At 51.4% G+C, this 13648-nt stretch carries 15 protein-coding genes; 5 read left to right on the top strand and 10 right to left on the bottom strand.

Annotated elements, in window-relative coordinates; all coding sequences use genetic code 11:
- The first annotated feature begins 5 nt into the window (after positions 1-5).
- Complete coding sequence (locus DTL42_RS11370) at positions 6-896, top strand: hypothetical protein (protein WP_114368851.1); 891 nt, start codon at positions 6-8, stop codon at positions 894-896.
- A 322-nt stretch (positions 897-1218) separates the two neighbouring features.
- On the opposite strand, the gene DTL42_RS11365 is transcribed toward DTL42_RS11370, so the two are convergent.
- Genes DTL42_RS11365 through DTL42_RS11345 form a run of 5 tightly spaced genes read right to left on the bottom strand, consistent with a single transcriptional unit; the run spans position 1219 to position 8865 of the window.
- Entirely contained in the window at positions 1219-1782 is a 564-nt protein-coding gene (locus tag DTL42_RS11365; RefSeq protein WP_114368850.1) for a hypothetical protein, read from the bottom strand.
- Between the two features lie 56 nt (positions 1783-1838).
- Entirely contained in the window at positions 1839-3734 is a 1896-nt protein-coding gene (locus tag DTL42_RS11360; RefSeq protein WP_114368849.1) for a sulfate adenylyltransferase subunit 1, read from the bottom strand.
- Positions 3734-4675, bottom strand: a complete 942-nt coding sequence (gene cysD / locus DTL42_RS11355) for a sulfate adenylyltransferase subunit CysD (RefSeq protein WP_114368848.1) — start codon at positions 4673-4675, stop codon at positions 3734-3736. The genes DTL42_RS11360 and cysD overlap by 1 nt, the downstream gene beginning before the upstream one ends.
- Positions 4676-4696: 21 nt before the next feature.
- Positions 4697-7228, bottom strand: a complete 2532-nt coding sequence (locus DTL42_RS11350) for a DUF2309 domain-containing protein (RefSeq protein WP_114368847.1) — start codon at positions 7226-7228, stop codon at positions 4697-4699.
- A 47-nt stretch (positions 7229-7275) separates the two neighbouring features.
- On the bottom strand, positions 7276-8865 hold the full coding sequence (locus DTL42_RS11345; RefSeq protein WP_114368846.1) for a proton-conducting transporter membrane subunit: 1590 nt from the start codon (positions 8863-8865) through the stop codon (positions 7276-7278).
- 263 nt (positions 8866-9128) lie between these two features.
- Between DTL42_RS11345 and DTL42_RS26935 the strand changes: the two genes are divergently transcribed.
- Entirely contained in the window at positions 9129-9527 is a 399-nt protein-coding gene (locus DTL42_RS26935) for a helix-turn-helix transcriptional regulator (RefSeq protein ID WP_114368845.1), read from the top strand.
- A 64-nt stretch (positions 9528-9591) separates the two neighbouring features.
- Here the strand turns inward: DTL42_RS26935 and DTL42_RS27115 are convergent, their stop codons facing one another.
- A complete protein-coding gene (locus DTL42_RS27115; protein WP_158545332.1) occupies positions 9592-9786 on the bottom strand; it encodes a recombinase family protein in 195 nt (64 codons plus the stop codon).
- A 131-nt stretch (positions 9787-9917) separates the two neighbouring features.
- Between DTL42_RS27115 and DTL42_RS27110 the strand changes: the two genes are divergently transcribed.
- Positions 9918-10100 (top strand): DNA methyltransferase, encoded by a 183-nt coding sequence (locus tag DTL42_RS27110; RefSeq protein WP_158545331.1) that lies wholly within the window; start codon positions 9918-9920, stop codon positions 10098-10100.
- A gap of 116 nt (positions 10101-10216) precedes the next feature.
- On the opposite strand, the gene DTL42_RS26290 is transcribed toward DTL42_RS27110, so the two are convergent.
- A complete protein-coding gene (locus DTL42_RS26290; RefSeq protein ID WP_158545330.1) occupies positions 10217-10387 on the bottom strand; it encodes a hypothetical protein in 171 nt (56 codons plus the stop codon).
- 17 nt (positions 10388-10404) lie between these two features.
- On the opposite strand from DTL42_RS26290, the gene DTL42_RS11325 reads away from it, so the two are divergent.
- Entirely contained in the window at positions 10405-10776 is a 372-nt protein-coding gene (locus tag DTL42_RS11325; protein ID WP_114368842.1) for an iron-sulfur cluster assembly scaffold protein, read from the top strand.
- Positions 10777-10880: 104 nt separating this feature from the next.
- On the opposite strand, the gene DTL42_RS11320 is transcribed toward DTL42_RS11325, so the two are convergent.
- The 3 genes from DTL42_RS11320 to DTL42_RS11310 form a co-directional block, all read right to left on the bottom strand.
- On the bottom strand, positions 10881-11744 hold the full coding sequence (locus tag DTL42_RS11320) for a hypothetical protein (protein WP_114368841.1): 864 nt from the start codon (positions 11742-11744) through the stop codon (positions 10881-10883).
- A 108-nt stretch (positions 11745-11852) separates the two neighbouring features.
- Positions 11853-12161 carry a hypothetical protein gene (locus DTL42_RS11315; protein ID WP_114368840.1) on the bottom strand — a complete coding sequence of 103 codons (309 nt, stop codon included), beginning with the start codon at positions 12159-12161 and terminating at the stop codon, positions 11853-11855.
- A 2-nt stretch (positions 12162-12163) separates the two neighbouring features.
- Positions 12164-12799 carry an ISAs1 family transposase gene (locus tag DTL42_RS11310; protein ID WP_114368839.1) on the bottom strand — a complete coding sequence of 212 codons (636 nt, stop codon included), beginning with the start codon at positions 12797-12799 and terminating at the stop codon, positions 12164-12166.
- 203 nt (positions 12800-13002) lie between these two features.
- Between DTL42_RS11310 and DTL42_RS27105 the strand changes: the two genes are divergently transcribed.
- On the top strand, positions 13003-13155 hold the full coding sequence (locus DTL42_RS27105; RefSeq protein ID WP_158545329.1) for a transposase: 153 nt from the start codon (positions 13003-13005) through the stop codon (positions 13153-13155).
- The last annotated feature ends 493 nt before the right edge of the window (positions 13156-13648 follow it).

Genomic DNA, 13648 nt, shown 5'->3' with positions numbered 1-13648 from the left:
TTCAAGTGCGCATTCAAACGTTGTGGATTGGTGAACAGCTTTCGCGGTTGGAACAGCTTTGCCTCAGTTCGTTTACCTATCACCATCCAGGCCAAGTCGATCTGTATACCTATGCCCCGATTGCCGGCGTTCCGGCTGGGGTGCGGATTTGTGACGCCAACGAAATTGTTCCGCAGGATAAGGTGTTCTCGAGCTTTCGTGGTTCATTTGCAGGCTTCGCAGATTTGTTTCGCTGGAAGCTCTTGCAGCAGCGGGGCGGCTATTGGATCGATACCGATATGCTCTGCATCCGCCCCTTTGATTTTGCCGAGGAAATTGTCTTTGGCAAAGAAACCGAAGCGTATGGCAAGGTTTTCTGGAGTGCCGCAGTTGGAGTCCTGAAGTTTCCTGCCGGTCATGCGGTAACTCAGTATATGGTGGATCGTTGTCTTCATCCGCACCGACCAGACAAGCACGATCGACCTCGTCACAGGCTTCAAAAATGGTATCGGCGTCATTTCAGTAAATCGATTTCGCCGGTGGTGTGGGGCGGATCTGGCGGTCCCAAAGGTTTTGCTTACGCCGTCGAAAAATTTGAACTGCACGAATTCATGCAAGACAATACGGTTTTCTATCCTGTCCATGGCACGTTGTGGCGTAGTCCTTTCGACAAAACGTATGTCGGAGATTACCAGCTTTTTCAAAAGACCCGAGCCGTTCATCTGTGGAACGAAATGTTGCGTAGCAACGGCTTCGATAAGGATCAGCCCTTTCAAGAGGGATCGCTCGTCGATTATTACGAACGAAAATATGTATCCCAGCGGCACGATCGCCCCAGCCTAAGAATCTATCGCCAACAGAAAAGTGAGCACCATCTAATTGCAACGGGAAAAGCAGAGCAGCGAAAAGCGGCCTAACTAAGCCAAAATGATTGGCAAGCCGAAAGCGTCATCAACAGCAGCGCGACGTTTGGCTATACCGCCCGAATAGACATCGTAGGCAGGCGGAAGATCAACGAGCGGCTGGATTGGTAGATCCATAACAGCAAGCATTCGCATCATTCCTGCCGTAAAAGATACTCGCACTCGCCATGTTCCAGCTTGCTCACACGTTCGCAGGTCGATACCGCACGTATGATCAACTGGCCCAACGCCGGTAACTTATGGTTTATGCCAGCTGCTGGCACTTACTGAACTCGGAATACAATCTCATCGGGCACCTCCTCTCGCGGTTCGACTCCTATTTCCTGCCGATCGCTTGAAAACCCGATGTACGTTCGTCGTAGAAACATATCGCACCGCTTTCGGGGCGGAAAAACATCGGAGTTACGAGCACATGGCGAATTGCCAGGTGGTCTAGCATGGTACATGCTTGGGCTAATTGTGCGGAGACTCCCAATAGTCTTTGTTCTGCCAGCTTACTTTGTCGCTGTTTACGGGTAACTCGCATCGTCAGCGAGTCCAAGTTCAAATTGTCGTTTTCGCTGAATTCATTGCTACCGTGTACCAACTGGCTTACAGGCAAAAAGCATGGATGCCCTACGACGATGACATCTAATTGCTGCCAATCCGTTGTGGTGCCACGAATCTCTCGAACCAAGTTCTGTGACGATTCAAAGACATCCGCTGGAAACCTGGCTACCGGATCGCCAAACTGTGCAGTTACCCGGTTTAGCAAAGAGTCCACGCACGGATCGTGGTCGCTTATCCACAACGTGGAATGGCTTTGTGTGACATAATCTTCCGGCGAATCGCTAGAAGGATGAGCGTCCATCCAGCCAAAAAATCCGTTTGACGACACCATGACTCAAAATCCCCTTATCGAATCGAACGACTTTTCAAACGAAGGGCGAAGACACCCTATTTTCGCACCCTGGTAACGATCGCGTCGATTAAATGGTGGATCGATTCCGCTCCATCCGAGTAAGCTGGAAGCACCCTTATCGGGCTGCTTTCCTTCTCAGCGTTTGATGATCGGGGTTCTTCTTCGGTGGACAGATTCCTCTCGATCGGACTCGCACTCCAGCTATCAGACGACTTCGTTTCAACGATCATGTACTTTTCGCATTCAAGCATTGGCAAAGCGTTCTCGTTCATTCGTAGGTCAGCCATTTCTACGGGGACGAGGGAGATAATTCCGAATTGATTGAGAACATGTGCAATCTGAAGGTTGCGAACGAGTCGTTTACGACCTTCCAAGCTCGAAATGCCAAATGCATCGGCGATCCCTTCACCAATCAAAGCTTCATCCACAACCACCACATGAAACCCCGCTTCGTATAACTCAGACGAAAGCTTCTGAGCGATATCCACGTGTTTCTGGCGGTCATCTCCTGATACAAGTACCGTGACAGAATCGTGCTCCAGTCGAGCAGCTTGAGAACCCACCGGGATTTTGCTCACAGAACTTCCGGAGTGAACGCGACCGTCATTGCTACGGCCGGTTCCCTCTCTGGCTTCTTCCGGTGGTAAAATAATTCCTGCAGCGACCGTCTCGTGCGAAATCTTGTCCACGAGAATAAATGCGCCGGTGTCGCGGGCGGCGTTGTAATGATCATGCACGATTGGTTCGTGAAGTAGGACACGGCACCGACCAATCTCATTGAGGCGGAGAGTCGTCGCCTGTTTGTCGCTGCCCGTTTCGATGTCGATCACAGATTCAACGGATTCGACTTCCGCCATCGTTTTCTTGGTGACGCATCTCAGAAAGTAGGTTCTTCCCAATTCGAGTTCGTCTCTCGCCATCCAGACCAGTTTGGCATAAACGTTCTGACTCACGTGAGATTCACTGTCGAGCGATACAATCCAATCACCTCGTGCAAGATCAATCTCATCTTCCAGCGTAATCGTCACCGCTTGTCCGCCATTTGCTGATGATAATTCTCCCTCCATCGTGACGATCGAACGCACCGTTGACCTTGTTCCTTGAGGTAGCACAATGATTGGATCGTTGACGCGGATCGAGCCAGAGAGAATGGTGCCGCTGACTCCCCGGAACTCGGAATTAGGGCGAACGACACGCTGAATTGGAAATTTAAAAAGGTCTTTTTGAACGCATTGAGAATCAGGAGAAGACTCCAACGCTTCTAGCAGGGTAGGCCCCTCGTACCAGGGCATCTGCAAACTTCGGCGACAAACATTATCGCCGCAAAGGCCAGACAAGGGGATCGCGGTTGTTTCTAGCTCGCCAAGTGATTGGGCGAATTCTCGGAAGGAACGAGCGATGGCGTCGTAGACTCGCTGCTTCTCGTCAATTAGATCCATTTTGTTGACAGCCAAAATGAATCGCTTGATTCCGAGCAGCGAAGCAATGATGGCATGGCGCTTGGTTTGCTGAACAATTCCCTTCCTGGCATCGACCAAAATCAAGGCAACATCCGATCGCGAGGCAGCCGTCACCATGTTTCTGGTATACTGCTCGTGTCCTGGACTATCGGCGATAATGACCTTCCGCCGAGGTGATCGAACATACCGATAAGCAACATCGATCGTAATGCCCTGAGCCCTTTCGTCTTCAAGGCCATCGACAAGTAACGCGGGATCAATAAGCAACTCCGTGGTTCCGTGACGCTTCGTTTCAAGCTGTAACGATTGCAGATGATCTTCGTAAACTGCGCCAGTTTCCAGCAATAAGCGTCCAATCAAAGTACTCTTTCCGTCATCAACACTTCCGCATGTCAGAAGTCGAAGAATCCCAAACGGCGGGTGTTCATGCTGAAGATCGATATCTGTTGTGCTAGTTGGGTGTGTGAACATTAGAAATATCCTTGTCGCTTTTTGCGTTCCATTGCTGCTTCTTCATCTTTGTCGATCGCTCGGCCAGCACGTTCTGACAAACGTGTCGATCGAAGTTCTCGCACAATTTCCGATACCGTGCATGCGTTCGATTTAATGGCGCCAGTCACTGGGTAACATCCCAGTGTCCGAAATCGCACCTTCATCATCTCTGCTTTCTCTCCTCGGCTCAGCGGCATTCGCTCGTCGTCTACCATGATCAAGTTGCCATCACGATGAACGATTGGTCGGTCCTTGGAAAAATAGAGCGGTACAAGTGGGATGTTTTCGAGAAGTATGTATTGCCATATTTCTTCCTCGGTCCAATCCGAAAGTGGAAACACACGCATACTCTCACCGCGATGGACCCACGTGTTGTAGAGGCGCCAGAGCTCTGGACGCTGGTTGCGTGGATCCCATCGATGATGTTTGTCACGAAACGAAAAAATGCGTTCTTTCGCCCGCGATCGCTCTTCTTCTCTCCGTCCTCCGCCGATTGCGGCGTCAAAACGATTGCGTGTCAGGGCGGATTTCAGCGGTTGCGTCCGCATGACATCGGTATAGACGCTACTAGAGAAATCAAACGGATTCACGCCTCGCTCGACTCCGTCCTGATTGATTTCCACGAGAACCTCAATCCCCAGTTCTCCGCGAACGTAGGTGTCCCGGAATTCGATCATCTCGCGGAATTCCCATGTCGAGTCGACATGGAGCAGCGGGATTGGTGGCTTCTCAGGATAAAATGCCTTGCGAGCGAGGTGCAGGAGAACGCTGGAGTCCTTGCCGATGGAGTAAAGGAGGACTGGATTCTCGAAACACTCGGCAACTTCTCGCAAGATGTAAATGCTCTCTTCTTCCAGCATTCTAAGATGTTTGAAGTTGCCTTGAAGCTCATCTGCGGCGTTTGTTTCTGGACTTGCCATTGGATTCATCCTTTGTCTCCGTTAGATATGCTGAATTGTCATGCGTGATCGATTAAGTTCGTAAGGTTGCCAGTCCTCGAATCCCCTACAGAACGCTCGATCCCCCTCTAACGCTACCAACGAGATCCAACCGTTAATTACCAGATCTCGTACGCCTGGGTGTTTCTGGATAATTACCTCGATCCGATCTCGCGGGGCTTCGATGATGACGAGAAGTCGAAGCGGTTCATGTTGCCATGAGATCCCGTTGTGAATGGATTGGATCGGCAGCCCGGTTTTCAGGTCCCCTCCGTTCCCTTCCAGCACGCCAAACTTACCGACGGCGTTATGGATCAACTTGTCGCCGCTTCCGTATTTTCGGTTGTCGACTGTCGATGCAAAGTATTGCAAGTTGATCCAACTGGTGACGATCATGGGTGCTGTCATGACCAGTTCGAGTACCTTGCCGGAAGGATCCTTGGCAGCGTCGTAACTGTGAAGAAATACGCGACCTGCCAAATCCAGCCCCTGAGTCCTCACGCGAGGCGCGACAACGAATGCGGCATTACCGACCAGGCCCCAGTCTGGTCGGACGTCTCCCCAGTTCCGACTCTTGCTTTCCAGATCCTGATTTCCTTCGATCGGAAATCGTGCGACGCGTTGGGCGGCACAGCGTTCACTTGCTGTATGGCATAACGATTCAAGCTCGCGGAAGTCTTCTCGGAATTCTTGTGGAATGGTGTCGAGTTTGGGAAGGACGATCCTTTCGGTCGTCGTGTTGTGTACCGCAGGGACAAACCAAGTCGTCTTGGGAATAGATATTCCCCGCTCTGCCAGACCCGAACGAACATCGGGGTCATTCAGCATTATCGATGCAACACGCGCGTTCGGCTCGCCGGAGTGTCCGCCGCATGCTCCACAATCAAGACCCGCCTGGAAGAGATTGTTCTGGACATCCGAAGCATGACCACACACGACCACAAATCGTGCAAAGTGATCTCGTAGTCCCAGGTTACTCAAAAACCCTTGACAGTATTCGACCTTTTGCTCGATGGAGAGTGCGTTTCGATGGTCCCCACAACAATCCGGCTCCGAGAGAACATCGGGTTCGGTATCTGACAGGGCATTACCGAACCGAGATTTAACCCAGCCGAGTGAGTCGGATAGCAACTTCCCCGCCGATGACCAGCCGAGAGTTTCCACGAACGTCAGACTTGAAATTGGATTAGATCGAAAGAGCGTGAAAATACTTCGCCAGTTTTCTTTATCTCGCGTTTGCCATTTCCAATAATTGTCGTGACGTTTGGAGGATTGTGATCTCTCCCATTCGACCTGAAACGTTGGTTTGATAAGCACTGGGCAATGGGAACTACCCGTCGCGTCGTTCGGCGAAATGTTCCGCAGCGGCATTCCAAAGAAGCCTGCGAACCCGAATGTTTGAATATGATTCGAAGAAAGTTCTAATTGGCGGCGAAGCGGTTCGGAGCGAACATCGATACAGAAGACAAACTGTCCGAGCGGCTCATTGGGGACTTCTTTCGCGTCGTCCTGTCGCAAAATGTCGGATACAAGACCACCATGAAATTTTGTCTCGCACGCGACCTGCAGGATGTGACGAATGACATCCATCTTGCCTGGCGTAGCAATTTCTTCCAGCGATGCCTCCCCATTCCAGAGATCGTCGTGAAAGCATGTCGCGACACCACCACCAGATGTTTGTACTAGAAATACCTCGTAGGCCAGCCTTATTGCTAGGAGTTCTCGTAATTCAACTGGGGAACGGTTCTTGATATAGGATGCCCAACCGAGTATTGAGCTTAGTTGTGTAAGGCAGTAAGCGAACCATAGGTGGCTTGGCAGCGAGATACTTGAGAGCATTTGTAAAATCGCCTTGTCTGTATCCTGCGGAAGGTCTTGCACAAATTGGCGAAAACCTCGCATGCCAAGTAGGTCCATACGGTAGCTGATGGAATTCATTTGTTTCCAGGCCGCGAAGACCGATTTCTTTCGCCAAGGAATTGCCCAAACCGATTCCGACTCATCGAAATAGACCGACAAACACCGTGTGATATCGTTGATTATTTGGTTGCTTCGTTCTCCTTCATTGGATTGGTCTAACGTCTCTGCCATGGTCCAAACTTTCCTTTGCGTCGGATCGTGTGGTTCCACATCGCTACGCAGCCAATCGTTGATTTCATCGATCGATACTTCATCGATCGATACTTCATCGACATCGTTCGGCTGAACGTGTTCGAGCTTGGAGTATGCAAGCATCACATCGTCGAGCGATAGTTGTCCATCTCGCTGACGCTGTCGGAAATAGCTCAGCGGAGGAAGCAAATCAACATCACAGACCGCTTTCAAGAGAGCGTTCGTGTCCTGTAATGTTTGCCCAGTGAATCCGAGGAATGGATTTACTGCTACGAAGTCCTTCAGCGGCCAGGAAGGTGGCACAACGCTGATGAGCCGCTGCAGCGTGCGATCAAATTCATGAAACGTGTCTTGCGTTATTGGGAGGGGACTTGTCGGCAATTTCTTGCCACTTCCGTCTAGGGAATTAAGAGCGACTACCATCGTCGAAGTTCTCCAAAAAATGCCGAGTATCGTGGTGTGTTTTGCAATTACGGAGTGGGAGCAGACTTTCCCCAGATCATCGCGGTCACTCGCCGTGCAGCAATGTCAAAGTAAAAGCCATTGATGGCGTGAACGTACAAGACTTGAACTGGGCGAGCGTTTGGAAAAATGATGATTGCAAGTTGAAGCACCGCAAGCGTTAGGAAGCCAATGGCGACCACCGCCGTCGCCATGTAAAAGGCAAGACTTGTGTGCGTGGTTTCATGAGGAAGTGCTTCGGCTGTGAACTGAGCGAGAACTTTATGGCTGAGAAAGTAGATTCCGCCAGTGAAGATAGCCGTAGCAATTCCTAAACTGACAATCTTGGGCGATCCGGTGGCAATACTATCCGCAATCAAATAGGTAAGTGCGAGAATCAGGACTAGCCCAAGTAACAGACCAGAGGCAGATTGAATCGACACGGTGTCCGTCGCCCATAGAAATCCACCGATGATCCCTAACGATATCACCATGCCGAAAGCCAACGCATAGAACCTTTGCATGCCCTTCACATCTGGCTGGGGGACTGGCGTTGCGGTAACGGCGCTGCCCGACCTTAGAAACGCATGGGATTTATAAAGCGAGTGAAAAATGATGTGGATCAAAGCAATTGAGAAGGCCCCTAGTCCACACTGCAACATCATGAATCCCATTTGAGACATCGTGCTGTAGGCCAGCTTTTTCTTGATGCTAGACTGCGTCATCATGATGACACCGCCGAGTAGGCAAGTTCCGCCGCCGACAGCGGTGCAAAGCGTCAGGGCACTGCTCGATTGCGAAACGAGGGGACTTAATCGAATTAAGAGGAATCCCCCTCCGTTAATAATGCCGGCATGCATTAGTGCTGATACAGGAGTTGGCGTCTCCAAGGTATCTGGTAGCCAACTGTGGAAAGGAAATTGAGCAGACTTCGTTAAGGCACTCAGTACCAAGAGAATGCAGATGGGGGCAACAAGAGGATCGTCGAACGCGCCCGGCCCCCCTGACTGGAATCGAGCGAAAAGCTGACTAAGTTCGCCGGTCCCCCAAAGCCGATAGACGAGGTAGATGGCAATCCCTAGAAATAAGTCTCCCAGCCGACTTATTAAGAACTTCTTTCGGGCAGTCCACATTGCCCAGGAACGATCGGAATAGTGCGTCAGTAGTTTATGAAGTGCAACACTCGTTAGTACCCAGAACGCAAAAAGCTGAATCAAGTTGCCACTGATAACCAAACCGAGAATCGCTCCCAGGCAAACCATCAGCCACTTATGGAAATACCCTGCTTTCGCATCGCCGTTCATATAGCTGTAGGCGTAGCGAGTAATGATCCATCCGACATACGAGATCAAGAGGGCTATCAATGCCGATACTCGATCGTAATAAATGCTGATTTTCAAATGTCCATCCAGGTCTCCCCATGTCCAACTGTCAGTGACCTCTCCTCGGAAAAATAAGAGCACCGAGAACAAAGAAAACCAGACGCCGCTCACAGACACCAAGGCATAGGAAACCCGTCGCATCAAAGCCGCATGGCGATTGGCCCATGAACTTGGGATTGCCAGTGCCAGCACCAGCACAAACGGGGCAGCATAGATAAGCATCGGCGGTATCGGCATCGGGCATCCTCTTCCAAATTGTCCTGTGGCTTCGTCAAGATAACACGCGAAGTTTAAAGCACGACAAATGTGTCGTCAATTGCGTGTCGTTGATTTTCGGCAGGAAGGGAGCACGGACTTGAGTCTAGAATGAATCTGGCAACACACGACATTGGTGTCAGGATTGCCAAATCACGAATCGTGCCGTAAGATAAGTTGTTTATCCATGAGACTTTAGGGATAAGAGATCCCAAGTTGGATACATCCCTCGCGAGGGCGAAACTATGGCGGCACCTCCCAGAAAAAAAAAGCCTGTTAGTACGGTACCGAAGACAAGAGCGTCCCCTTCCCGAAGCGTCGCAACGAAATCTCTCCCTCCAGAGAAAGCGAACACGGCACGGTGGACATTCCTGACGAACCACTCCCATGTGTTGGTCATTTTATCGCGAAATCCGAGCATGGTCCTCCGAGAGGTTGCAATCAAAGTCGGGATAACAGAGCGCGCAGTCCAGCGAATAATTGCCGATCTAGAGGAAGCAGGCGTAATTCGTAAAGAAAAGGTAGGACGTCAAAACCATTACCTGATCAACGCGGATCAACCTCTTCGACACCCGATCGAATCGCACAAGATGATCAGTGATCTTCTTGAACTGCTTAGCGAGAACGAAGAAAGCAATTCGTGAGAGAACGGATTCCTTGGAAGTACTGCGATAGCCCACGACTTTCGGACAGTGGCGGGCCAGATTTCTACGTCGCTAATACCGGGGCGTGTTCGGCTTCGTATTGATCGGGCGCTTTCGCAAACCGACGCTCCGTCGTCGAAGAAGCTACGAAAACGCCCCATTGATGTCGCCCGGAAACGATATCCCCGGCATAAACAGGGCTGGTGATAATTCGCCGCACGCTTGAACTGTTGAAACGCTTGCCAGGTTCATCTGGCAAGGCGTAGCAAGCTGGGACAAAGTCAACGCGAGGCCGAAGCTCGGCGGTTCCGCCAGCAATGCGAATTCATCGTCTGGGGATCCAAGGGCAAAGCACCTAGCGTCGGTATCAGCTTGCCAGGCTCGTTTCGGGTGTCACTCGTCAGGGGAACCAAGCGAGTTCACGCAGCCCAAAAAACAGTCAAACTCATCAGCGAAGTCTGCCGCTGCACCAGGCACCAAGAAAACCCTAAGGTCCTCGATCCATTCGCCGGAAGCTGGACGACCTTGCTGGCAGCACGCCGTCAAGGCATTCAGGCGGTCGGGGTGGAGTAGAGTCCTGTGATTGGGGCTTTGGCGGTGGAACGATTAAGCAATGGAGTTCGCCCTTGATTCGATTTGACATCGTAGAATCGCATAGGCCGGAGTTCGAGTCGTCGTGATCTCAATAGTTATTCGGCGATCCAAGCAAGAATGTAAACTTCGTCGGTTACAATATTCATTGGCAGCCGAAGGCCGTTTCGATCGCCATCGAGGTAGTGATATGGCTCTTTTGCTTCGCGGCGGTTGCCTCGCCCGAAATCTTCTTTTGCTGATGCTATCGCATCGTTCTTAACCGTCATTTCGATAGGTTACGATTATGTCTGATTTGGAATGGTTACTGACGCACTCCCGACATCCTTATCATCGAGGAAGCATCGAGCAGCCGTGTCAAACCGGCGACATCGCAAGCCGAACCTGTGCCGATCGTGTTTCGCTGCAAGTGGTAGTCGATGGCCCGGTGATACAGCAGATCTGGCATAACGCCGTCGGCTGCATGGTTTGCCAGGCTTCGATCTCTTATCTCTGCGAAATGTTTGAGGGGCTAACGATTGATGAGGTGCAAAGCCAAACCGAAGTGGACTACCTGGAGGAACTCGGTACGCTGACGCCGCTGCGGCAACAGCGTGCCCTACAATCCTTCCGCTGCCTCAAGCAGATTCTGGAAAGCAGTGCCACTAAGGCAAGCTGAAGTAATGCAATCGAAAAAAGCAACCAAACGTTTCCCTTGGTTGCTGATGCTTTCGATGACTTGGTAATCAACCGACTTGTTGTAGGCTGGCTGCCGAGGGGCGTTCATTCCAGCGATGTCGTCAGACTTCGGAGTGAAAATTCTTTATCCGGGCTTTGGAAAGCATCCGCTTCCTTATTCCAGTCTAGCCGCTCAGGCGACCAGTGGTACCATTCCAACAGCAGCGTTGCCTCTGGCTTCCACTCAAAATCCCCTTCGTCGCCAGCGGCCCGAGCGAATGTTCCGTCATCAAACAAAATGACTTCATCGCGCCAGTGCGGATGATCGGCCGAAAAGCGGTGGAGTTCTTTTTTCGGCGAGTCGCCGCCGACTAGCCTCCGATGAACCTGCTTCATTTGCAGGGGATTGCAGTAATGCGAAGTGATAAGCGTGTTCTCAGGCCGGGGGCATTGATTATTCCACGGATGAAATCGTGAGTCGGCGACGAAAGGAATATCTGCCGCAGCCAAGGCGACCTGAACCAGCACGTCCTCGGCACCAGTTAACTGATGCATCCTGGTGCTCACGACTTGCGCGGCGCGGCGGCTTAGCAGATACCCAGCTCCACCGCTGGCATAACCTCCGATGTCGTACCCGACATAATCGCGGTTGGGAAGCACCGACAGAAGGCGATCAATCGCCACGTAGGTATCGTCATCGCATTTGAAGAGAAAGTCGAACGAAGCACTGGCCAAGGCCCAATTGCAAAACCAGCGTGTCTTTTGCGGCAAGCTTTCGTAATTATCCGGACAAGGACAATATAAGACATCGTCAACGCGATAAGCCGACTTGGCCTGGGGATCGCCCACCAGAAAAACCAAGTCGACCTCCTTAGGGAGATTACTCGCCCACGTATCACGACAGGCCTGGCGACGATCGTCATAGTGTTGGGCAGAGAGGGCTCCGATGATTAATGGGGTGTTTTGCATTTTTGGATTCTTGTGGGGTGATGAGACATGTGAGTAACGACTAGCCTCTATGGGTTTGCGACAAAAGAAGGCCGCTTTAGGTATTGCTGTCGACGTCGTAGAGTTCGTTCAAATCGAAATGAACGGCTTTCGTGCTTCCACGAGTTGATCGACACGTTGACGCAGAACCGTGTCTGCGATGGGGCTCGGCTTTAACTCGTAATGACCAGGAGTGAGATCGAGTGGGCTCTCTCCTCCTTTCATGCACATGTGTTTGTATTTCGATTTGCCGCGAAGAAGGAAGAAGCGATCATTTCGATTTAGCGGATGGGCGACAAACGACTGATTCAGCGTCTCATGGATTCGCCGAAAGAACACGGCATCTTCGTTCAAGCTTTGCGGCGGATAACCTCCCACGCTTCGCCACGGCAATCGCATGTTCAATCCCTATTAAAACCGGCATAAATCTTGTCCAGCACCGTCTCGTCCCAGCCGGCGCGGAGGCGTTTTCCGCGGATGTTATCTTTGACGGTGGTGTCCTGTTTTAAAATATTGAGGGCCAGGCGGCGGAACGCGGCGGTGATTTCTGGGGCCTGACCGCGGCGGATGCGGCTGGCGTCTTCGGCAAAAATTACATCAAGCACCCAGTGCTGGCTGTTCTCGATTCGCCAGTGATCTCGAATCAGCCCGGCCAGGTGCTTCACGCGGGGCGGGTGACTGCTGATAAAGAAAGACGTTTCGCACTGCTGCTTGCCGCCTGACTGACGCTCACGATAAACCATCCCCACCGATCCCAAGTTGGGCCACCGCGCGAAGACATCATCCTTGGGCGGCTTGATCGTGTAGTAAATGCGAAGCTCCTCGCGGCCGTGCGAACGCTCGCGAGTCGTATGTTTGCGAAGCCCGGGAACTTGGTAATTTCGCTCGCCGAAGTCGGCGAACATCTCGAGCAACTTTCGATGTAGCGTCTCTTGGTTCCCCTTAGCGGTCAGTAGGTTATGGTTCTTGCCCCGATCAGCTCGCGGATCGGTAACCTTTACAAACTGTTTGTAAATCAGAGCAGCAGGCCCAGACATCGTTCCCCTCCATGCCAGCAAAAACAGCCATCACCCATCGAGGGCTTGACGAATCAGAGAACAGTGCAATCCTTGAACCAAAACGACTACAACGTGCGATTGCCCTGGGGGTCCTTCGATGGTAGGTAAACGTGAAGTGCTGTTCACCGACGAGCAGTGGGAAATGGTCAAACCGTTCATTCCTGAGGTCCCGACAACACGACGTGGCGGACGACCGGGCCTGTTTTGAAGGTATTTTGTGGGTGCTTCGTAGCGGCGCTTGCAGGAAGGATCTGCCGGATTGGTGTCCTTCGCCAAGCACTTGTTGGCGACGATTGGCCGAGTGGAAAGAGGCTGGCCTCTTCGTCGGCATGTAGCATGTGGGCTCATTTGTTTACGTAGGTTTTGAAACAGCTTATAGTAATCAATTCCCATTGGTCATCGTTGATGACGATGGCGTGTCACAATGGATCTCCCTGCGTTGAAAAAATAACGTGTTCTTCAACGGCCGGAGACCGCGAACTGAAAGTGACATTACCGTATTCCGACGGGAATCAGGTGCTTTGAGCGTATACAAGACATTGCAGTTCTCCATTCAAGATGTAATGTTAACCTGCGTTTCCATCAGTCTTTTGATAGTGACATGTATGTCACTGAGTAACGCACGGGCATTGCATGTGTCCATATTATCTCAGATAGTGCTATTAGTCTACTCGATCATCCACGGTAATCGCATTCGAAACCCCTCCTAACTCCCGAGGATAATCGCTTCCAGCGCCTCTTGTGACCAGCCGGCGACTTTTCGTTTTAGGCGGATGCTCATTTTCCGCTGCGAAGTGTCTCGCTTTAAAATGGTCAGGGCAACTCGCC

Origin of the sequence: Bremerella cremea (assembly GCF_003335505.1) — a bacterium.
GTDB classification, from domain to species: domain Bacteria; phylum Planctomycetota; class Planctomycetia; order Pirellulales; family Pirellulaceae; genus Bremerella; species Bremerella cremea_A.
The sequence above is the reverse complement of the archived record's forward strand: the minus strand, read 5'-3'. Positions and strand labels throughout refer to the sequence as shown.